The organism is Bradyrhizobium sp. WSM1417 (assembly GCF_000515415.1).
Taxonomy (GTDB): Bacteria; Pseudomonadota; Alphaproteobacteria; order Rhizobiales; family Xanthobacteraceae; genus Bradyrhizobium.
Genome location: NZ_KI911783.1, coordinates 6103717 through 6121922, shown reverse-complemented (window position 1 = coordinate 6121922; position 18206 = coordinate 6103717). Strand labels below are relative to the sequence as shown.

Here is an 18206-nt window from a genome sequence, read left to right as displayed (position 1 = left end):
CCGTGATCCCCATCACCATGCTAGGCTGCGTGATCTGAATCACGCTTGGAACCTGCCAAGGTGGGCGCGCAATGGGAGGACAGTCCGTCACATGCTGAAATCGATCGATCCGATCCTCACGCCCGACCTGCTCTGGCTGCTGGCTTCCATGGGCCATGGCGACGACCTCGTTTTCGTCGATGCCAATCACCCGGCGGCACGCATCGCGCAGAGCACGCATTCGCGGCGCCTGATCCAGTTGCCGGGCATGCGCATGGAGACCGCGATCCGCGCCATCATGTCGGTCTATCCGCTCGACGATTTCGATCCCGATCCGGTGCGCGTGATGATGCCGGTCGACGATCCCGACCGCGTCCCCGACGTGCAGCGCGCGGTGCTCGCCGAAATCGAACGCGCCGCCGGCCGGCCGGTCACGCCCGGAAAACTCTCGCGGCCGGATTTTTATCGCGCGGCGGCGGCGAGCTTTGGCGTCGTGCAGGTCGGCGACAGCAGGGGCTATGGATGCTTCCTGATCAGGAAGGGCGTGATCAGCTAGTAGCGCACGATCGAACGATGCGGAACCGCGTCACGCGTGCGCGAACGGTCCGACCTCGCGGATCACCTTGCAGATCTGCAGGAAGCCGCTGGCATAGAATTCGGCATGTCCCCGCTTCATCGTCTCGACATGTTCGGGATGGGTGCGCCAGGCTTCGAGCGCTTCCTCCGAGGCAAAACGGAAGACGGTAAGCTCCTCGCCGTCGTCGGCCTTGAACGACTTGACCGACAGAAAGCCGGGGAGGCGGCTGACGATGTCGTACATGCGCGCGCCGAGCCGGTCGTGTTCGTCGACAGAGGCGCCGTCACGCAATTGCAGATCGCCAATGACAATCACTTCGCCAATCATGTTTCCCTGACCCTCGGTGATGGATTTCCGTTCCCGATCTCTTCGGTTTCGCGATGGGCTTTGTTACATCGCCCACCCGAATTTGAATGGCCTGCCGGCATCCGACTGTTTATGGTCGGTCCATGTCGCGCCTTATGTGTCTATCTGTCGCTATCGTCCTGTCGCTGCTGCCGGCTGTCGCGCCGGCTGCTTCGATCCAAAAGCGTCCCAAGCAAGCCTGGCATGGCTATGGCTTCCTGCCCGGCTATCGCCAGCCGCTGAGCAACAGCATTCCGCTCTATAAGCAGAAGGAAGCGATGCGGCGGATGTCGCCCAGCGACCGGCGCCATTGGTACATCGATCCGGTCCCGCAATATTACGGCTGGGATGGTGAGTGGCGCTATTTCGGCCGGCCCGGCTTCGGCGGCGGCCGCTACAATGGCGGCAGTTTTGGGCCGTGCTGGACGCGGACGCCGATCGGTGCGGTGTGGAATTGCGGGTGATGGTCTGAGCGCGCGGCGGCTAAGGGAAGCTGCGGACGACCTCAATCAGGCCGACGATTGCGGCGTTGAAGGCACCGATGTCTTCGGCCGGAATCCAGTACTCCAGATGTGAGCGGCCGCCCGCCTCCTGCACGTCGTACTTGGCGACGAAACTGCGCTCGACCTCGAAACGTGTCACGAAGCCCGAGCCGCTCGCCGGGACATTCCAGTCGCGCGCGATCTTGATGGCGTAGTCTTCGGTCAAGACTGGATAGAAGATCGGCTGGTCGGGCAGGCGCGGCGGAAACGCGCGCATGCCCGTTTGCTGGATCAGCTCCAGCTCTTTCGGACCGACGGGACGCCAGAGGGTGAGGGTGTCTGCGGTGGAGGAGATGGTTGCCCCCTTACGAGAAGAACGCGATCTTCTCGGCCTGGGTCATGCGGCGGATGGGCGCCATGGGATCGTTGGCGGCGGCGCGGGGCTTTTGCAGGATGCCGCTGGCGAGGATGGTGGCGCCGAGCGAGGCTTCCGGAACCGGCGAGGGCATCGGCAGCGTCGTGGCCTGCGCCGCGCCGAATGTGGCGGTGGCGGCCATCACCGGCGCCGGCTGCTCCATCACTTCGGCGGCGGCTTCCGCAATGGCGTTGGTGAGGCGCGCCAGCGATTCCATCGCGATCGGCGCTTCCTCTACAGGCTCCTCCACGATCGCTGCGGCGGCGACTGGCTCCGGTGCGACCGGCTCTGGTGCGATCGGCTCCGGTATCTCGGCTGCGATGGGCGCTGCGGCCTCCACAACCACCGGCTCCGGAACCGTCGCTTCCATCTCGACCGGTTCGATGATCTCGTCGAATTCCGGATCTGGCGCGGCCATCTCCAGCGCGATGGCCTCGAGGATGGCTTCGTCCTCGGCGGCGGCGTCGAGCGAAAATTCGTCCGTCACCTCCGCGAAGGCCTCAGTGGCCGGCTCTTCAAAAGCGATGTCTTCAGGCGCGATCCGGCTCTCGGCGAGGGTCGCCTGCTCCAGGGCGACGTCCGTCGCCTGCTCGGCAACAGAGAAGGCAGCAGCGACGTCGACCGCCTCCACGGCGGCTTCGGGCCCGATCGCCTCCGCGATGTCCTGCGGCGCCTCCGTAAAAGCCACGGTTGCTTCGCTGGCCATCGCCGCAGGCGCGGCCTCGGCAGGCGGAGCTTCCGCAACGGGCGAGGGTGCGTCCTGCACCGGAGCCGGCGAGGGGGGCGCGGCCTGCGGCGTTGCGTCAGCGTCGGTCTGGTCGATCCGGTTCTTGAGCAGATCGAATGCGGCCTTGAGGTCGGCGCGGGGGTCGATGGTCGCAACCTGCGCACAGGCCGCCTCGATCGAGGCGAGCTGCGAATCAATCAGGTCGCAGATTCGCCCGTCGGCGCCGATCTCGCGCCAGCGCCAGGAGATCTCCTTGATGATGCGCAGGCCGCGCGGGATCGGTGCGAGGCTCGCCTCGATCGCCCCGGGATCGAACGCCGCGATCGCGATCGTCTCGGCTTCGCGGATCGCGTGCCGGATCGCGACCAGCGCCTGGGGCAGGCGGTCCTCGACCACGGGTTGGCGCTGTGCCGCAAGGGTTTCTTCGATTTTCGCGACCGCGTCGAGCACCATGCGGGTATCCGCATTGCGGTTGCGCTTGGCGTATTCGCCGAGGAACCAGCGGCCGCGTGCGGTCTCCAGGAAGGCTTCGCGGATCGCGTCGTAATCCTGCTCGTTCGGCTCGGCCGCGCGGGCAGACATAGGCGAGAGGGCGAATGCTTCGTTGGCCATGTCAATCTCGTCGCGCAAATCAGTACGCGTTACTGTAACGATCACCACGATATCGGCCGAATCGCAATTGGTTTGATGGCAGGCGAATCACAAATCCCCATCGCAGCATCTCGGAAGCGGCGATTCGCCGTGAGCCTCGCGCTCTTCTATTCGGCCGTGTTCGCGGTGTCGGGAACGCATCTGCCGTTCTTTCCGGTCTGGCTGAAGGCGATCGGCATCGACGCGGCCTGGATCGGCCTCATCAACGCGCTGCCTGCGATCACACGCTTCACCACGCTGCCGCAGGTCACCGCCTTTGCCGAAAAGCGACATGCGATTCGCGCCGGCATGATGGTGTCCGTGCTGGCGACGGCGATCGGGTTTACGGCGGTCGGCTTGCAGCAGCAGCCGCTGGCGCTGTTCCTGATCTATGCGCTGACCTGCATAATGTGGACGCCGACCATGCCGCTGACCGACGCCTATGCGCTGCGTGGTGTCGCCCGCTACGGCCTCGATTACGGGCCGGTGCGGCTGTGGGGCTCGGCAGCCTTCGCGGCCGGCTCGCTCGCCTGCGGCTATCTCGTGGACCACATCGCGGCGCGCGATCTGATCTGGATCATCGTCGCCTGGGCTGTTGTTGCGGTCGCCGCCGGCATGCTGCTGCAGCCGCTCGACGATGTCAGGCCAAGGACGACAGTGGCGCATGCCGGCAAGGCGCTGCTGCGTGATGCCGGCTTCTGGGCCATCATCGTTTCGGCCGCGCTGATCCAGGGCAGTCATGTCGCGTATTATACGTTCTCGGCCATCAATTGGCAGGCCCAGGGTCTCGGCGGGCTGACGATCGCGGGGCTCTGGACGTTGGGGGTGATCGCCGAGATCATCGTGTTCGCGCTGTCGCCGCGCTTCTCGCTGCATCCGTCCGCGCTCATGGCGATCGGGGGCGCGAGCGCGGTTGTGCGCTGGGTCGTCACCGCGCACGATCCGCCGCTCGTGCTGCTGGCGGTCGTGCAGCTCGGCCACGGCCTGACCTTCGGGATGACCATTCTCGGCACCATGAGTCTGCTGGTGCAGCGCGTGCCGTCGCATCAGATCGCGCGGGGGCAGGGCTACTACGCCGCGTGCAACGGGCTTCTGGGTGCGACAACTTCGATCGCGTCAGGCGCGATTTACGCCCGCATCGGCGACGGCCTCTATTACGTCATGGCCGCAATGGCCGCTGCCGGCGCGCTGCTGATCTGGTCGGCGCGGCACCGTCTGAAAGCTCACCCCCAGAGCGACGAGTCCGGCGGATAGACCAGGCTGTCATCATAACGCAGGCCATGATCGCGGTCGTGCGCCAGCAGCAGCGGGCCGTCGAGATCGACGAAGCGCGCCTGCGGCGTCACCAGCATTGCAGGCGCCATCGACAGCGAGGTTGCGACCATGCAGCCGATCATGATCTCGAAGCCGAGCGCTTGCGCGGCGTCCGCCATGGCCAGCGCCTCGGTGAGGCCGCCGGTCTTGTCGAGCTTGATGTTCACGGCGTCGTAGCGCTCGCGCAAGGCTGCGAGCGAGTTGCGGTCGTGCACGCTTTCGTCGGCGCAGACCACGAGCGGCCGCTTGATCCGCGCCAGCGCGTCGTCTTTGCCGGCGGGCAGCGGTTGCTCGACCAGGGTGACGCCGACGGCCTCGCAGGCGGCAAGATTGTGCTCCAGATTGGCCTCGGTCCAGGCCTCGTTGGCATCCACGATCAACTCGGATTCGGGCGCCGCCTCGCGCACCGCCGTGATCCGCTCCGGATCGCCGTCGCCGCCGAGCTTGATCTTGAGCAGCGGCCGGTGCGCCGCTTTGGCAGTCGCCGCCGCCATGGCCTCGGGCGTGCCCAGCGAGATCGTGTAGGCCGTGGTGCGCTCGCCCGGCGCGGGGCGGTCGAGCAGGCTCCAGGCCCGCAAGCCGGCCGTCTTGGCTTCCAGATCGATCAGGGCACAGTCCAGGGCATTGCGGGCCGCTCCAGGCTTCATGGCGGCTTGCAGGGCCTCGCGGGTGAGGCCGCGGGCCACGGCCGCCTGCATGGCCTGGATGGCGGCAAGGGTCGCCTCGGGCGTCTCGCCATAGCGGGAATAGGGCACGCATTCGCCGCGGCCGGTCAGGCCGTCCCGGCTGACCTCGGCCACGACCGTCACGGCCTCGGTCTTGGCGCCCCGGCTGATGGTGAAACTGCCCGCGATGGGAAAGCGCTCGATTCGCGCAGCGAGGGCAGGAACTTTGCTGGAAGTCATTTTGAACTCTGGCGAAATCTGAACCTGCTGGTTACCTCTAGCAACTAAGGTTAACCAGTTGGGGATACCTTCTCCGGGTAAGGGCGCGTGCGCAACCATCTGATTTCAACCGTTTCTCGCGCCCCGGCACGGGAGCGGACATCTTGAACGGCGATCCGAAGCTGGAACGGATTGCAAAGGGCAATGCGCTGGCACTCTGCGCCACCGGAACCTGGACCGCGAGCTTCGCGCCGGTCCTGGAGCGGATGGTGGCCGACGCCGAGAAGCTCGCCGGCGGCCCGCAAAGCATCTTCATCGACGTTTCCGAGGTCTCCAAGCTCGACACCTTCGGCGCCTGGCTGATCGAGCGGCTGCGCCGCAGCCTGACGCAGGGCGCCGTCGAGGCGCAGATCGCCGGCCTCTCCGCCAATTATTCGAGCCTCGTGGACGAGGTGCGGCGGGTCAGGGCGACGCCCGTCATCGACCCCAGCACGATCACCATCACCGGCATGCTGGAGCAGATCGGCCGGGCCGTGGCCGGGGTTGCCGGCACGGTCGCAGGCCTGATCGACATGCTCGGCGCGGTGCTCGCGGCGGTCGCGCGCACCCTGATTCATCCGCGCTCGTTCCGCCTGACCTCGACCGTGCATCATCTGGAGCAGGTCTGCTGGCGCGCGGTGCCGATCGTCGTGCTGATCACCTTCCTGATCGGCTGCATCATCGCCCAGCAGGGCATCTTCCATTTCCGCAGGTTCGGCGCCGACCTGTTCGTCGTCGACATGCTCGGCGTGCTGGTGCTGCGCGAGATCGGCGTGCTGCTGGTCGCGATCATGGTCGCGGGCCGCTCGGGCAGCGCCTACACCGCCGAACTCGGCTCGATGAAGATGCGCGAGGAAATCGACGCGCTGCGCACCATGGGTTTCGACCCGATCGAGGTACTGGTGCTGCCGCGCATGCTTGCGCTGGTGCTGGCGCTGCCGATCCTGGCCTTCCTCGGCGCGATGGCCGCGCTTTATGGCGGCGGCCTCGTCGCCTGGCTCTATGGGGGCGTGCAGCCGGAGGCTTTCCTGCTGCGGCTGCGCGACGCCATCTCGATCGACCATTTCATCGTCGGCATCGTCAAGGCACCTGTCATGGCCGCGGTGATCGGCATCGTCGCCTGCGTCGAGGGGCTGGCGGTGCAGGGCAGCGCGGAATCGCTCGGGCAGCACACGACGTCGTCTGTCGTGAAAGGAATCTTTTTCGTCATTGTCATGGACGGCGTGTTCGCCATCTTCTTCGCCGCGATCGGGATGTGACGATGGCTCCCGAAATTCAGAACCCGATCATTCGCGTCCGCGACATCACCGTGCAATTCGGCGCGACGCGCGTGCTCGACGGGCTGGACCTCGACGTCAGGCGCGGCGAGATTTTGGGCTTCGTCGGCCCTTCCGGCGCGGGCAAGTCCGTGCTGACACGCACGATCATCGGCCTCGTGCCGAAGGTCGCAGGCAGCATCGAGGTGTTCGGCGTCGACCTGGATGCCTCCAATACATCGCAGCGTCGCAACGTGGAGCGGCGCTGGGGCGTGCTGTTTCAGCAGGGCGCGCTGTTCTCCTCGCTCACGGTGCGGCAGAACATCCAGTTTCCGATGCGCGAATATCTGCGGGTGTCGCAGCGGCTGATGGACGAGATCACCATCGCCAAGCTCACCATGGTGGGTCTCAAGCCCGAGGTCGCCGATCGCTTTCCCTCGGAACTATCGGGCGGCATGATCAAGCGCGTGGCGCTGGCGCGCGCGCTGTCGCTCGACCCGGATCTCGTCTTCCTGGACGAACCGACCTCGGGCCTGGACCCGATCGGCGCCGGCGACTTCGACGAGCTGGTCAGGACGCTGCAGCGGACTTTGGGGCTGACCGTTTTCATGGTAACCCACGACCTCGATAGCCTTTACACAGCATGTGACCGCATCGCCGTTTTAGGCAACGGTAAGATCATTGCGGCAGGGTCGATCGCCGACATGCAGGCCTCGCAGCATCCCTGGCTGAGGCAATATTTCCATGGCAAGCGCGCTCGCGCGGTGATGGGCTGAGGTGCCGGAGTAGCTGATGGAAACGCGCGCAAATTACGTGCTGATCGGGTCGTTCACGCTGGCGGTGATCGCCGCCGCGATCGGCTTCGTGCTGTGGTTTCAGTCGTTGCACACGACCAAGCAGCGCAGCCCGCTGCGCGTGGTGTTCGAGGGCCCGGCCGCGGGCCTGCGCAACGGCGGCAGCGTCAATTTCAATGGTATCCGGGTGGGCGAGGTGGTCTCGGTGAAGCTCGACAACCCGCGGCGGGTTGTCGCACTCGCCATGGTCGAGAACAACGCCCCGATCCGCAAGGACACCCTGGTCGGCCTCGAATTCCAGGGCCTGACCGGCGTTGCCGCGATCTCGCTCAAGGGCGGCGAGGAGGCCGCGCCGTCGCCGCCGCTCGACGAGGACGGCATCCCCACGCTGACGGCCGATCCCAACAAGCTCCAGGACGTCACCGAGGCGATCCGCGGCACGCTCCAGAACATCAACAAGATCGTCGCCGACAATCAGGAGTCGGTGAAGAACTCGCTGAAGAATCTCGAGACCTTCACCAACTCGCTCGCCCGCAACTCGGAGAAGATCGACGGCGTGATGGCCAAGGTCGACGGCGTCATGCTCAAGGCCGACAGCCTCATGCTCGGCCTCAACACGCTCGCCGGCGGCAAGGACGGCGGCGAGCTGTTCCAGGCGGTGAAGTCGATCCGCGAACTGGCCGACGATTTCGACAAGCGCTCCGGCGCATTGATGACCGACGGCCGCCGCACGCTCGGCGACATCAGCCGCGCCGTCAACAATTTCGACCGCAATCCGACCCGCGTCCTGTTCGGCGCCAGCAACAACGCACCGGCGGCTGCGCCGCCACCGCCGCCCGAGCCGCCGAAACCTGCGGTGCCGGAGCGCAGGCGGTAGTAGGCGCGTTGCACTCGACCCTCTCCTCCGTCATTGCGAGCGAAGCGAAGCAATCCAGACTGCCTCCGCATAAGCAGTCTGGATTGCTTCGTCGCAAGAGCTCCTCGCAATGACGAGTTTGTGGAGGCGCAACGACGTTCCCAAAACAAAACGGAGCCCGCGAGGGCTCCGTCTTTCATTCGCTGTTCGCTATCGCTGCGAACCGCTTACCCCAGCCGGCCCGCTGCGTGCGCAAGCAGCGTGTACACCAGGCCCGTCTCGGAGGTCAGGTGGTTGCGCAGCTCCTGCGGACCGCGGCCGTCGCGGGCGACTTCGTCGAGAAGGCGTTCGAACTCGGCGACATAGCGATCGACCGTGGCCTTGAAGTTGCGGTCGGAGCGATACTTGCGGGCGACCTCGTCAAAGGCCTTCTGGCCGGCGGGCGTGTAGAGGCGCTTGGTGAAGGCCTTGTTCTCGCCGCGCTGGTAGCGGTCCCACATCTCGGACGCGAGGTTGCGGTCCATCAGCCGGCCGATGTCGAGCGACAACGATTCCAGCGGATTGCCGCCACCTTGCGGAGCCTGCGGCTGCGGCGCCGGTGCAGCCTGGCGGCCGCGCTGGGGCTCACGTCCGGTCGGCGCACCCTGGTTGGCGTCCGTGCGGCTCAACAGGTCCGACAGCCAGCCGTCGCGGCCCTGGTCGTTGCCCGCGGGTGCAACCGGCGGAGCTTCGGTGCGGCGCGAGGAGGCGGGCATGCCGAGATCCGGCGGCGGCAGCGTCGAGGCGCTGGCGCTCTCGCGCATGCGCGTCTCGGTGCTGCGCGCGCCGACGGCCGCCAGCATCGGCTCTTCCTGCCGCTGCACGCTGGCGCGGCCCGTCGTGGAGACGTCGAGGCCGCGGCCGTGCTGGGCCACGATGCGGTTGAGCTCGGCGAGCGCCTCGATCTGGTCGACGATCACCTTGCGCATCTGCGCAGTGCTCTCGGCGGCCTCCTGCGGCATCTCGAGCACGCCGCGGCGCAGCTCGTTGCGGGTGGCTTCGAGCTCGTTGTGCATCTCGAACGCCATCTGCTTCATGCTGGAGACGAGGTTGGTGAACTTCTCGGTCGACTGCTTGAACATCGCATCCGCCTCGTCGGTGGTCTGGCGGTAGATGTCGTGCATGGCCTCGACGGTCTGCCGGTGCTCCTCTTCGGAGGCCGACCGCACCGCCTCGAACTGGCGGGTGATTGCGGCGGAACCTGCGCCGGCGGTCTCGGCCACGACGCGGGCGATGTCGCGGGCACGCTCTTCGGCGGCCGCCAGCGATTCATCGAGCAGACCGGTGAAGCGCGACAGGCGCTGATCGAGATCGGCCGTGCGCAGGTCGATCGTGGTGACGAGCGATTCCAGCGCCTCCTTGCGTTCGGCGAGCGAGGCGGTGGTGTTCTTGTTGCTCTGCTCGACGACCTGCGCGGCCTCGACCAGTGCCTTGCCGTGCGCGTCGAACTGGGTCGACAGCTCGCCGAGATCCTGAAGCGCCCGCGTGGTCTTGCTGTTGAAGACGTTGAGCTGGTCTTCCAGGTTCTGCGTCGCAGCGCCGTTGCGCGAGGTGACGTCGTTCATCGCCGAGACGAAGTCGGCGACGCGCGTCACCAGCGCCCGCTCGAGCGAGTTGAGGTTGTCGTGCGCACCGGTCAGCACCTCCTGGAGCAGGATGTTGCCTTCGCGCAGGCGCTCGAACAGGGCGACCGTGTCGGTGCGCAGGATCTTGCTGGTCTCCTGCATCTCGGTGACGGCCGCGATCGAGACCTGGCGCGACTGGTCGATTGCCGCGCGGGAGGCCTGCTCGAGGTCCTTGAGCGACTTGTTGACGGCACCCGTCGCCATCTCGCTCGCCGAGTTGATGGTCCGCGCCACTTCGGAGCCGTTGCCCATCATGGTCTGCGAGAACGCATGTCCGCGCGTCTCGATCGACTTCAGCGCGTCGGACGTGACGCGGTCGATGTCGAGCGTGAGCTGGCTGGTCTTGGAGCCGATCGCGTCCACGAGCGAGCCGCGCTTGGCGTCGATCATGTTGGCGAGACGGTCGGACTGCTGCTGCACGTAGGTGACGATCTCGTCGGTCTTGCCGGTCATGGCCTGGCCGAAGCTGCTGCTGGCGGCGAGCACCGAGCGCTCGACGTCCGCCGAGCTCGACTTGACCCGCGAGCTCGCCTCGTTGGAGGCGTTGATCAACGCGTTCTGGGCGTTGAGCGCGCTGGTCTGGATGTCGTTGGTCGCGTTCGCGGTGGCCGTGCTCAGCGTACGCTCGATCTCGCTCGAGATCGTGCGGATCTGGCTTGCGGCATCCGCCGAGGTCGAGGTCAGCGAGGTCTGCGCCTCACGCGCGCTGTTGAGGATGGTGGAGGCGGTGTCGGCGCCGACCGAGGTCAGCGTGCGCTCGATGTCGATGGTCAGCGACTTGATCTGGCTCGCAGCGTCCGTCGAGGCGGAGATCAGCGTGCCCTGGGCCTCGCGTACGCCGCTGGTGAGCGCCTCGATGGTGGCGCCGCCGGCGGTCGCCAGCGCGCGCTGCATCTCGGCCGCCAGCGAACGGACCTGGCCGGTCTGTTCGGCGGAGACCGCCAGCAGGGTGCTCTGGGCATCGCGGGCGCTGGTCGTGATCGTCTCGGCGGTCGACTGGCCGACCTGCGAGAGCGAGCGATGCACTTCGGCGGCGAGGGACTTGACCTGGCTCGCCGCATCCGAGGACGCGTTGACGAGCGTGCTCTGGGCTTCGCGGGCGCCGGTCATGATGGTCTCTGCCGTCGCGGTGCCGGCCATCGAGAGCGAGCGCTGCACGTCCGAGGACAGCGCCTTGATCTGGTTGGCGGTCTCGCTCGAGGCCGCAATCAACGCACTCTGCGCATCGCGGGCGCCGGCGGTGATCGATTCCGCCGTGGTGGTGCCGGCCATCGACAGCGAGCGCTGCACGTCGGCGGTGAGGGTCTTGACGTGGTTGGCCGCATCCGAGGACGCCGTGACGAGCGTGGTCTGCACCTCGCGGGCACCGGCCAGGATCGAGGCGGCGGTCGCCGAGCCAGCCGACGACAGCGTGCGTTCGACGTCGGCCGCGAGCCCCTTGATCTGGTTGGAGGCATCGCCGGATGCTGCGACCAGCGTCGACTGCGCTTCGCGGGCGCTGGTCAGGATCGAGTTCGCGGCACCGGTGCCGACCGCGGTCAGCGCGCGCTCGACCTCGGCGGAGGTCATCTTGAGCTGGGCGTTGACGTCGGAGGAAACCGTCATCAGCGACTGCTGCGCGGTGCGCGCACCGGTCTGGATGGTCTCGCTGGTGTTGACCACGAGGTTGGTGAGCGAGCGCTCGGCGTCCTCGACATGCGAGCGGATCGCGGTGGAGATCATCTCGGCACGGGACATCATGTCCTCGCTGGCCTGGCGTCCGCTGCTCTCGATGCGGCCGGCGACGGCCTCGACGCGCGAGCCGAGCAGGTCCTCGAACTGCGCCACGCGCACGTCGATGTCGCTGGCGACCGAGCCGACCTTGGTCTCGATGGCCTGCTGGATGTCCTGGAAGCGCGCCGTGACCGTGTCGGTCAGGTGCATGCTGCGGCCGTCGATGATCTCGGTAACGCCGGTGATGCGGCGGTCGACCGCCTCGATCGCCTGCGCGGTGCCGTCCGTGAGCGTCGAGGTCAGGAGGGTGAGGCGGGTATCGATCGACTGCACGGCCTGCGAGGCGCCGTTCGTCACCGCGGTGGTCAGGTAGGTGAGGCGCGTGTCGATGGACTCGAGCGCCTGCGACGCGCCGCCGGTGAGGGTGGTCGTCAGATGCGTGAGGCGCGTGTCGATCGTCTGGATGGTCTGCGATGCGCCATCCGTCAGCGACGTCGTGAGGTGGTTGAGGCGGTTGTCGATCGTCTCGATCGCCTGCGATGCGCCGTCGGTCAGCGACGTCGTGAGATGGGTGAGGCGGGAGTCGATCGACTGGATCGCCTGCGCGGCACCGTCGGTCAGCGACGAGGCGAGCGTGTTGAGCCGTCCGTCAATGGTCTCGGTGACCGACTTCGCACGGGTATCGAACGACTGTTCGAGCGCAGCGACGCGGCCGACGAGCTGCTCGTCGAAGGTCTTGATGTGACCGTCGATCGTCGAGTCGAGGCTGGAGATCTTGCCGTTCAGCGAGGCATCGAGGTTGCTGACGCGCTCGCCGACCGTGGTCTCGAACTGCACCAGGCGCTGGTCGAGCACAGCCGTAATCGCGCCACCGTTGGAGGTGAAGCGGGTGTCGAAATTGTCGACATAGGTCTTCAGCGACTCATGGATGTCCTGCGTACGCTGCCCCATCCGATCGACAATTTCGCCGCCGAAGGTTTTCACGGTGCGGTCGAACTCGGAGATGTGGCGGGTGATCAATGCGCCCAGCGTGCCGGAGTCGCGGGCGAACTTCTCGACCAGCTCGGTGCCCTGGTTCTTCACCAGCTCGTCGAAGGCGCTCATCTGCAGCGACAGCGAATCGTGCGCGGTCTCGGTCTGGCTGACGACCTTGGCGACCAGCGTGTTGACGGTGGCGTCAAGCGCCTCGCTCGCCTTGTCGCCGGAGGTCATGATCTGGCCGGCGAGGCGGTTGCCGGCGTCGTCGATCTTGGCGGAGAGATCGTTGGAGCGCAGCTCGAGCTCGAGCAGCAGCGAGTCCGACGAATTCTTCAGGCTATCGTGCACCTGCTCGGTGCGCTCGGAGATGCCGTCGACGATCGCGGCGGAGCGCTGCTCGAACTCGCCGGTGATGCGGTCGATGCGCTCGTTGAGCATTTCGTGGACGCGGTCGGCGAGGTCGACGAACTCGTCGTGAACGTGGCCGGTCTTGAAGTTGAGGCTGGTGGTCAGCCGCTCGCTGGCATCGAGCACGGCGCGCGTGGTCTCGTTGCTGGCCTCCTCGAGGCGGTCGAGCAGGTCGCCGCCGCGCTCGCCGAGCGCGAGGATCATGTTGTCGCCGGCGTTGCTGAGTGCACCGGTGATGTGGGCGCCGCGCTCTTCGAGCGCGCCGGTGATGGACTTGGCGACCTCGTCGACGCGCGAGGCGATCGCGTCCGAGATCAGCGCGATGTCATGGCGCAAATCGATCTGCACGCCGGAGATGGCGCTGCGGACCTGCTCGGCCTGGCCGACCAGATTGTCGCGCTGATGCGCGATGTCCTGCAGCAGGGCGCGGATGCGCACTTCATTGTCGGAATAGGCGCGTTCAAGCGCCGCGACCTCGTTGGCCACCAGCGTCTCGAGCTCACCGGCGCGCGCGATGGCGCGCTCGATGCCGTCGCCCATCGCCGCAACCTCGCGGCGGATGGCCTGGCCGACGGTCACCATCGAATCCGAAGCCGAGCCTTCCGGCTCGGAGAAGCGGATCGCAACCTGCGCCATCGCCTGCGCGACCGAGCTCATTTGCTGGCCGCGCCAGACGAGGCTCGCCAGAAAGAAGAACAGCATGATCGGCGCGAAGAACATCGTGACGAGGCCGGCAATGGCCAACACGCCGCCGCTCTGGCCCATCGCCGCCTGGATAGAAGGCAGGAAGCCGACCGTCAGCGCGGCGCAGGCCGCCAGCCAGATGATGGTGAAGATCGTCGCGCCGGTGTAGATGTTGCGGGTCGGGCGTCCCGTCTGCAACGTCTGCAAGAGCTGGCCGATGGTCGCACGGTCGTCATTGGCGGCGCGGCGCGAGGAGCGCGGCTCCTCGACCTGGTCGAACATCGCGCGTTCGTTCGCGGCGGGGCGCGCGTCGAAGCTCGGTTCGTCGAACATCGGGGGAGCCGGTGGCGCGACCGGGGGCGACGTTTCGCTGCGCATCGTGGCGTTGCGGCTGGTGTCCGCCGCCGTGTCGCTGATGTTCAGGGCTTCCTGGATTGCAGAAAGCGCATCTTCTGTGGGGTCTTTGACCTTTTTCGGAGTGTTTGCCATGTTCAGTCCGAGCCCTCGTTACTTGTACGCGTCCCCCCGCAAGCTCTGCGCGCTACGCAAGCCCACAGTCCGGATCATGCCGCTTGCGCGGATCTCCGAGCCATCCCCACCCGGACGGCTTGTCCGCCAATTTCTCCAACATCCTATTGGCAGAGCGTCGCGAATGAAATGCCCGGGATTAAGACATTCTTAATCATCGTTAACAGGATCGCGCCGTAAGGCCTTAGCAATAAATGCAATTCTCCACCGGACTCGCCGGATTGCGGCAACTTTTCGTCAATAAACAGGCAGATTTGCGCAAAACGGCCGGAACATTTCGTTAACCATTTCCGTGCTTGGGTGGAGGGAACTTGGCCGCCGGACCGGCGGACATCGCGCGATGCCGGGGCCTGCGCCATGATGCCTGAACTGCAACGGATGGACTGGATGCCCTCGCCGCCGCTTGCACCCATCGACAGCCCGCTCGACCTCGATCATCTCTCCCGCATGACGCTCGGCGATTCCGAGCTGAAACAGGAAGTACTGGGGATGTTTGCCGAGCAGGCGGTGCGCCTGATCGCGGCAATGGCAGCGCTCCCGGCTGAGGCTGGCGCACTGGCCCACAAGCTCAAGGGCTCGGCGCGCGGGATCGGCGCCTTTGCGGTCGCGGATGCCGCCGCCAGCCTGGAGACCGCGATTCAGACCGGCCAGGGCCGGGCACACGCCTTCGCCGCGCTGAAAGAGGCGGTGACCGAGGCGCGCGCCGCCATCGAGGCGATCCTGAACCCTTAGGGCGACAGGGCCACAACTGTGCTCTAGTCTTTTGTTTTGACGGGTTTTCTTACCGCGAAACGGTATTCTCGACTTCAACAAAACGCTATGGCGCCGGGCTGATCGACCCGTTATAGGACAGCCCGGACCCTCCTTCATTCCCTAGATCGCGGCAGCACGAGCACACATGGCCAAAATTCACTTTGTCGATCACAAGGGCGAAACCCGTACGGTGGACGTCGAGAACGGCGCGACTGTGATGGAAGCCGCCATCCGCAACAGCATTCCCGGTATCGAGGCCGAATGCGGCGGCGCCTGCGCCTGCGCCACCTGCCATGTCTATGTCGATGAAGCGTGGCGCGAGAAGGTCGGCAGCCCGACGCCGATGGAAGAGGACATGCTCGACTTCGGCTTCGACGTGCGCCCGAACTCGCGCCTGTCCTGCCAGATCAAGGTCTCCGACGATCTCGACGGCCTCGTGGTGGCGACGCCGGAACGCCAGGCCTAACTTTCTTAGCTATCATGTGCTCGGCGGCGCGACCTCGATGCCGCGCTTGTGCCAGGGCCTGAGCTTCTCGAGCACTTCCGCGATCAGCGGCGTTGGCCGCCGCGACGATTCGTCGATCATCACGGCGACCGATGTCGCCGATGCAATGCACTTCCCTTCCGAAAACACCACCTGCTCGAACGTCACCGACGTTCGTCCCAGCTTCACGACGCCGAGACCGAGCTCGATTGTGTTCGGCCAGTGCAGCTCTGCGCGAAAATGGATGTCGAGCCGCACCATGATCCAGGCAAGTCCGGGCGGCGTCAGGCCGTATTCCGGGAGCTTCATCAGCGTGACACGGCCGGTCTCGAAATAGGTGGCGTAGACCGCGTTGTTGACGTGCTGGTTGGGGTCGAGATCGCCGAAGCGGACGTTGTCGCTGAGGCGAAAAGGATAATCCTCCAGGCGCGGCGTCGTATCGAGGCGGCTTGGTGCGTTCACCGATTGATCTCCGTCATAGCGTTGCCCGTTACAGCCCAGTTATCCTGACCCGGCAAGTGGGCGCGGCTGCGGGGCGCTCCCGCTTTTATGCCTTCCCTGATCCATCCCCGTTGGCTAGACAGGCAGGGTCCCCTCGGCCCACAGGGCGCCGTCCCACCGATATCCACCGATAAAGAGACGACATGAGCGACGCGATCACAACCGATGTGCTGATTATTGGTGCCGGCCCCTGCGGTCTGTTCGCCGCCTTCGAGCTGGGCCTTCTCGACATGAAGACGCATTTCGTCGACATCCTCGACAAGGTCGGCGGCCAGTGCGCAGAACTCTATCCGGAAAAACCGATCTACGACATTCCCGGCATTCCGCAGGTTTCGGGGCAGGGCCTCACCGACGCGCTGATGGAGCAGATCAAGCCGTTCCATCCGACCTTCCATCTCGGCGAGATGATCGAGACCGTGGAGAAGATCGGCGATCCCCTGTTCCGCTGCACCACGGACGCCGGCAAGGTGTTCGAATGCAAGGTGCTGGTGATCGCTGCCGGCGGCGGCTCGTTCCAGCCCAAGCGTCCGCCGGTGCCGGGGATCGAAGCCTATGAAGGAAGCTCGGTGCACTACGCCGTGCGCAAGATGGAGACGTTCCGCGACAAGAACGTGCTGATCGTAGGCGGCGGCGATTCCGCGCTCGACTGGACCCTCAATCTGCATCCGATTGCAAAGCGCATCACGCTGTTGCACCGTCGCGACGATTTTCGCGCCGCGCCCCACAGCGTCGAGCAGATGCGCGCGCTGGTCGCAGCCGGCAAGATGGATCTGCGCCTCGGCCAGGTCACCGCGTTGTCGGGCAACGAGGGCAAGCTGAGCGGCGCCACCGTCAAGGGCAACGACAACAGCGTGACCGAAATCACCTGCGACACCATGCTGCCGTTCTTCGGGCTGACCATGAAGCTCGGTCCGGTCGCGAACTGGGGCATCGCGCTGGAGAACAATCTGGTGCCGGTCGAGACGTCCGCGTTCGAGACCAACGTGCCGGGCATCTTCGCGATCGGCGACATCAACACCTATCCCGGCAAGATCAAGCTGATCCTGTGCGGCTTCCACGAGGGCGCGCTGATGTCGCAAAAAGCCCATCGCTACGTCTATCCGGAGAAGCGGCTCGTGTTCCAGTACACGACCTCGTCCTCCAGCCTGCAAAAGAAGCTCGGCGTCAACTGACGGCGGGGGGCAATGCCCCATGTTTCTGGCGCTGGAACAGTTCGCGAAATCGCCGTAGTCTGCGGCCATTGCAGTAGGCGGCTTAGCAAGGCGATTGGCTCAGCAAGGTGATGATAATGCGGACTCTCTTTTCCAGCTTTCGGCTGTTCTCGCTCCTCGCGCTCGCGATGTCGCTCGGTGCGGTGAGCCCCGTTGCAGCGCAAGTGCAGCAGCCGACCGCCGCAGGCCTCTGGCAGAAGGTCGAAGACGGCAAGACGGTGGGATGGTTTCTCTTCATCGACCACAACGGCATCTTCGAAGGCGTCATCGCAAAAACCTTTCCGCGGCCAGGCGACGACCCGAACGAGGTCTGCGCGAAATGCACGGACGATCGCAAGAACGCGCCGGTGCTTGGCCTCTCCTTCATCCGCGACATGAAGCGCGACGGCTTGAAGTATGACGGCGGCAACGTGGTCAATCCGCGTGACGGCAACATCTGGAAGGCCAAGATGTCGGTCAGCCCGGATGGGCAGACCCTGACGATGCGCGGCTTCCTCGGCATTTCCCTGTTCGGCAAGGACGAGACCTGGACGCGTCTTCCCGACGCCAACATCGCGCAGGTCGATCCCGCCATCGTCGCGAAATATCTCCCGGCGCAAGCGACCGCCGCGACCAAGCCCGTGCCCGCGGCGAAGAAGGGCGGCGCGATGATGGCGCCGGCGCCGAAGCAGTAGGGTCTACGTCGCGCGCTGTGCCGTCTGAACTTCCGTAGCTCCATACACCGCCGTCATTGCTCGCGAAGGCGGGGGACTCCAGTACGCCGCAGCCTCTGCGCGTTCTTGCGCGGTGTCCGTGGCCCCCGTGCGCAATCGCGCAGGCGGCCGGCTGAGACAGCGGAGATCTTGGCGCGCGAGTAGCGGTCATACCCGTCGAAAGACCAATGCCTGCCGGACGCGCGCCAGTAGTTCCCCGGAATGCGCGGTGGCGCCGGATTTGCATAGCTATCCGCAAAGCTGTTGGGGGAATGAGTCGCCGTCCTTGACG

16 protein-coding genes are annotated in these 18206 nt (G+C 65.8%); 10 read left to right on the top strand and 6 right to left on the bottom strand.

Annotation, left to right across the window (positions count from 1 at the left end; all coding sequences use genetic code 11):
• Positions 1–91: 91 nt before the first annotated feature.
• Positions 92–535, top strand: coding sequence for an RbsD/FucU family protein (locus BRA1417_RS0130155; protein WP_027518975.1), 444 nt, complete (start codon positions 92–94; stop codon positions 533–535).
• A 30-nt stretch (positions 536–565) separates the two neighbouring features.
• On the opposite strand, the gene BRA1417_RS0130150 is transcribed toward BRA1417_RS0130155, so the two are convergent.
• Entirely contained in the window at positions 566–883 is a 318-nt protein-coding gene (locus BRA1417_RS0130150) for an antibiotic biosynthesis monooxygenase (protein WP_027518974.1), read from the bottom strand.
• Positions 884–1005: 122 nt separating this feature from the next.
• Here BRA1417_RS0130150 and BRA1417_RS0130145 point away from each other — a divergent pair, with 122 nt between their 5' ends.
• The gene (locus tag BRA1417_RS0130145) at positions 1006–1365 is read left to right on the top strand and encodes a hypothetical protein (protein WP_007612410.1); all 360 of its coding nucleotides are present in this window, start codon (positions 1006–1008) and stop codon (positions 1363–1365) included.
• Between the two features lie 19 nt (positions 1366–1384).
• Here BRA1417_RS0130145 and BRA1417_RS0130140 read toward each other — a convergent pair whose 3' ends face one another.
• A complete protein-coding gene (locus BRA1417_RS0130140; RefSeq protein ID WP_198034932.1) occupies positions 1385–1678 on the bottom strand; it encodes a hypothetical protein in 294 nt (97 codons plus the stop codon).
• A 70-nt stretch (positions 1679–1748) separates the two neighbouring features.
• Positions 1749–3137, bottom strand: coding sequence for a hypothetical protein (locus tag BRA1417_RS0130135; protein WP_027518972.1), 1389 nt, complete (start codon positions 3135–3137; stop codon positions 1749–1751).
• A gap of 75 nt (positions 3138–3212) precedes the next feature.
• On the opposite strand from BRA1417_RS0130135, the gene BRA1417_RS0130130 reads away from it, so the two are divergent.
• Positions 3213–4409 carry a major facilitator superfamily domain-containing protein 6 gene (locus tag BRA1417_RS0130130; RefSeq protein ID WP_027518971.1) on the top strand — a complete coding sequence of 399 codons (1197 nt, stop codon included), beginning with the start codon at positions 3213–3215 and terminating at the stop codon, positions 4407–4409.
• Here BRA1417_RS0130130 and dgcA read toward each other — a convergent pair.
• On the bottom strand, positions 4379–5374 hold the full coding sequence (gene dgcA, locus BRA1417_RS0130125; protein WP_027518970.1) for an N-acetyl-D-Glu racemase DgcA: 996 nt from the start codon (positions 5372–5374) through the stop codon (positions 4379–4381). The genes BRA1417_RS0130130 and dgcA overlap by 31 nt on opposite strands.
• 143 nt (positions 5375–5517) lie before the next feature.
• Between dgcA and BRA1417_RS0130120 the strand changes: the two genes are divergently transcribed.
• From BRA1417_RS0130120 to BRA1417_RS0130110, 3 genes are read left to right on the top strand one after another with little or no spacing between them, the layout of a single operon-like run.
• Positions 5518–6651 (top strand): ABC transporter permease, encoded by a 1134-nt coding sequence (locus BRA1417_RS0130120; RefSeq protein WP_027518969.1) that lies wholly within the window; start codon positions 5518–5520, stop codon positions 6649–6651.
• A 2-nt stretch (positions 6652–6653) separates the two neighbouring features.
• Positions 6654–7424, top strand: coding sequence for an ABC transporter ATP-binding protein (locus tag BRA1417_RS0130115; protein WP_027518968.1), 771 nt, complete (start codon positions 6654–6656; stop codon positions 7422–7424).
• A 16-nt stretch (positions 7425–7440) separates the two neighbouring features.
• A complete protein-coding gene (locus BRA1417_RS0130110; RefSeq protein WP_027518967.1) occupies positions 7441–8319 on the top strand; it encodes an MlaD family protein in 879 nt (292 codons plus the stop codon).
• A gap of 206 nt (positions 8320–8525) precedes the next feature.
• Here the strand turns inward: BRA1417_RS0130110 and BRA1417_RS0130105 are convergent, their stop codons facing one another.
• Positions 8526–14234 (bottom strand): negative regulator of septation ring formation, encoded by a 5709-nt coding sequence (locus tag BRA1417_RS0130105; protein WP_027518966.1) that lies wholly within the window; start codon positions 14232–14234, stop codon positions 8526–8528.
• Between the two features lie 396 nt (positions 14235–14630).
• Between BRA1417_RS0130105 and BRA1417_RS0130100 the strand changes: the two genes are divergently transcribed.
• Together BRA1417_RS0130100 and BRA1417_RS0130095 are read left to right on the top strand one after the other, a co-directional pair.
• On the top strand, positions 14631–15005 hold the full coding sequence (locus BRA1417_RS0130100; protein ID WP_027518965.1) for an Hpt domain-containing protein: 375 nt from the start codon (positions 14631–14633) through the stop codon (positions 15003–15005).
• Positions 15006–15171: 166 nt separating this feature from the next.
• On the top strand, positions 15172–15492 hold the full coding sequence (locus BRA1417_RS0130095; protein WP_007602043.1) for a 2Fe-2S iron-sulfur cluster-binding protein: 321 nt from the start codon (positions 15172–15174) through the stop codon (positions 15490–15492).
• A 12-nt stretch (positions 15493–15504) separates the two neighbouring features.
• On the opposite strand, the gene BRA1417_RS0130090 is transcribed toward BRA1417_RS0130095, so the two are convergent.
• Positions 15505–15972: a thioesterase family protein gene (locus BRA1417_RS0130090; protein ID WP_027518964.1), complete on the bottom strand. Its 468-nt coding sequence runs from the start codon at positions 15970–15972 to the stop codon at positions 15505–15507.
• 182 nt (positions 15973–16154) lie between these two features.
• On the opposite strand from BRA1417_RS0130090, the gene BRA1417_RS0130085 reads away from it, so the two are divergent.
• Both BRA1417_RS0130085 and BRA1417_RS0130080 read left to right on the top strand, forming a co-directional pair.
• Positions 16155–17183 (top strand): NAD(P)/FAD-dependent oxidoreductase, encoded by a 1029-nt coding sequence (locus BRA1417_RS0130085; RefSeq protein ID WP_027518963.1) that lies wholly within the window; start codon positions 16155–16157, stop codon positions 17181–17183.
• 116 nt (positions 17184–17299) lie between these two features.
• Positions 17300–17896 carry a DUF2147 domain-containing protein gene (locus BRA1417_RS0130080; RefSeq protein WP_027518962.1) on the top strand — a complete coding sequence of 199 codons (597 nt, stop codon included), beginning with the start codon at positions 17300–17302 and terminating at the stop codon, positions 17894–17896.
• The last annotated feature ends 310 nt before the right edge of the window (positions 17897–18206 follow it).

Excerpts from the sequence above, each read along its gene's own strand:
- BRA1417_RS0130115 (WP_027518968.1), top strand. The coding sequence starts at position 6,654 with ATGGCTCCCGAAATTCAGAACCCGATCATTCGCGTCCGCGACATCACC.
- BRA1417_RS0130130 (WP_027518971.1), top strand. The coding sequence starts at position 3,213 with ATGGCAGGCGAATCACAAATCCCCATCGCAGCATCTCGGAAGCGGCGA.
- BRA1417_RS0130110 (WP_027518967.1), top strand. The coding sequence starts at position 7,441 with ATGGAAACGCGCGCAAATTACGTGCTGATCGGGTCGTTCACGCTGGCG.
- BRA1417_RS0130105 (WP_027518966.1), bottom strand. The coding sequence starts at position 14,234 with ATGGCAAACACTCCGAAAAAGGTCAAAGACCCCACAGAAGATGCGCTT.
- dgcA (WP_027518970.1), bottom strand. The coding sequence starts at position 5,374 with ATGACTTCCAGCAAAGTTCCTGCCCTCGCTGCGCGAATCGAGCGCTTT.
- BRA1417_RS0130095 (WP_007602043.1), top strand. The coding sequence starts at position 15,172 with ATGGCCAAAATTCACTTTGTCGATCACAAGGGCGAAACCCGTACGGTG.
- BRA1417_RS0130100 (WP_027518965.1), top strand. The coding sequence starts at position 14,631 with ATGATGCCTGAACTGCAACGGATGGACTGGATGCCCTCGCCGCCGCTT.
- BRA1417_RS0130150 (WP_027518974.1), bottom strand. The coding sequence starts at position 883 with ATGATTGGCGAAGTGATTGTCATTGGCGATCTGCAATTGCGTGACGGC.
- BRA1417_RS0130135 (WP_027518972.1), bottom strand. The coding sequence starts at position 3,137 with ATGGCCAACGAAGCATTCGCCCTCTCGCCTATGTCTGCCCGCGCGGCC.
- BRA1417_RS0130155 (WP_027518975.1), top strand. The coding sequence starts at position 92 with ATGCTGAAATCGATCGATCCGATCCTCACGCCCGACCTGCTCTGGCTG.
- BRA1417_RS0130145 (WP_007612410.1), top strand. The coding sequence starts at position 1,006 with ATGTCGCGCCTTATGTGTCTATCTGTCGCTATCGTCCTGTCGCTGCTG.
- BRA1417_RS0130085 (WP_027518963.1), top strand. The coding sequence starts at position 16,155 with ATGAGCGACGCGATCACAACCGATGTGCTGATTATTGGTGCCGGCCCC.
- BRA1417_RS0130080 (WP_027518962.1), top strand. The coding sequence starts at position 17,300 with ATGCGGACTCTCTTTTCCAGCTTTCGGCTGTTCTCGCTCCTCGCGCTC.